The sequence below is a fragment of the Sphingobacterium sp. IITKGP-BTPF85 genome (assembly GCF_001006065.1).
GTDB classification, from domain to species: Bacteria; Bacteroidota; Bacteroidia; order Sphingobacteriales; family Sphingobacteriaceae; genus Sphingobacterium; species Sphingobacterium anhuiense.
Genome location: NZ_ASZT02000313.1, coordinates 1 through 1,163 on the forward strand (window position 1 = coordinate 1; position 1,163 = coordinate 1,163).

The 1,163-nt window shown below is 40.0% G+C and carries 1 protein-coding gene; it reads right to left on the reverse strand.

Annotated features, from left to right (window positions below; all coding sequences use genetic code 11):
• Positions 1-271 precede the first annotated feature (271 nt).
• Positions 272-964, reverse strand: a complete 693-nt coding sequence (locus L950_RS25375; RefSeq protein ID WP_021191085.1) for a hypothetical protein — start codon at positions 962-964, stop codon at positions 272-274.
• Positions 965-1,163 lie beyond the last annotated feature (199 nt).

The window sequence follows — 1,163 nt, forward strand, 5'->3', positions numbered from 1 at the left end:
GTCCTTGCGGGGCGTCTGAGCATTACTTAACATATGAAAAGTCATGAATAAGCACACTAGGAGCACCTTACTTATCAGCAGTATGTCTGCTCCTTGTGGCTTAAGAAGCTTCCGGAGATAACTCCAGAGCTTGTTTATGTAGAATATATATGTGTTCATTATTGTTAATTTTTGGACAAAGTTTCCCCTATCACCGTTTCTTACCGAGGGTTGACCAGGTTGTCAATCTATTCCTCGGCAGAATCGGCGTCCACAGGTAGTGAAACTTTATTTAATTCTTTTGTAATATGAATTCTTGATTCTTTTCTACTGCAGCTTTAGCTTTCATAACCATCGTCAGTTGTTCAGCCCAGATCAGTTCGGTCGATTCACCAGTCATTTTAACGACCTTTCGGCTATCTTTTACGACGGTCAGCTTCTCGATTCTTACATCAAGCTTAAAGTGTTTATTCAGATCGTTCAGTATCCGTTGTTGGTATTCCTCCCGTTCTGTCTTCGCAGGCACCGTTAATTCATAGCAGTATCCGGGAGTATTTTCTTTTTCTTCATTGGGAATAAACCGTTCACGGTCCTCTCCTAGCACCATTATCTGGCTGACAGGAAAGTCGGCTGGTAGCGCTAAGGCGAAAAGGTAAATCTCATAGATCTTCATATTGATCAGCGAGATTCGCAGGACATCGATAGCTTCATTGCGCACGACCAGACTAAAGGAATCCGAAGGTTCTGAAAGGTGTATCAACAGCGAATAATAACGCTGTGATGGCCGTTCACCTTTCACATATCTCAATGCTGACAGCGTCGTTACATATCTAAATTTTGGATCGAACCTTTTAAATAAACATTCGGGTAAATCTGTGACCATAATTGGTTTTTTAGTAAAAGAGACACGTTTTTCGCTCAAAAACGAAGACAGTTCTTTCCCTGGGGACAGCGCATAGCTCTCCCTGTAGCAAGTTTTTTGCATTTTTTTTAAAGTTTAAATTGTTCCCTTAAAACCGAACTATTTGGACATGCTCGCGCCGTAAGGAAACCAGTTAAAAAAATATTAAATCAAGAAAATGCAATTTTACGTCGTCGTCAATTGGTTATATAATGGTCTTCATTATTGCATTATTTGGGTTAAAGCAATCAAGAACCGGACTCACTTATTGATGTAATTCAAT

Bases quoted from the DNA above. Each gene is read 5' to 3' on its own strand.
- L950_RS25375 (WP_021191085.1), bottom strand. From the start codon at position 964: ATGCAAAAAACTTGCTACAGGGAGAGCTATGCGCTGTCCCCAGGGAAA.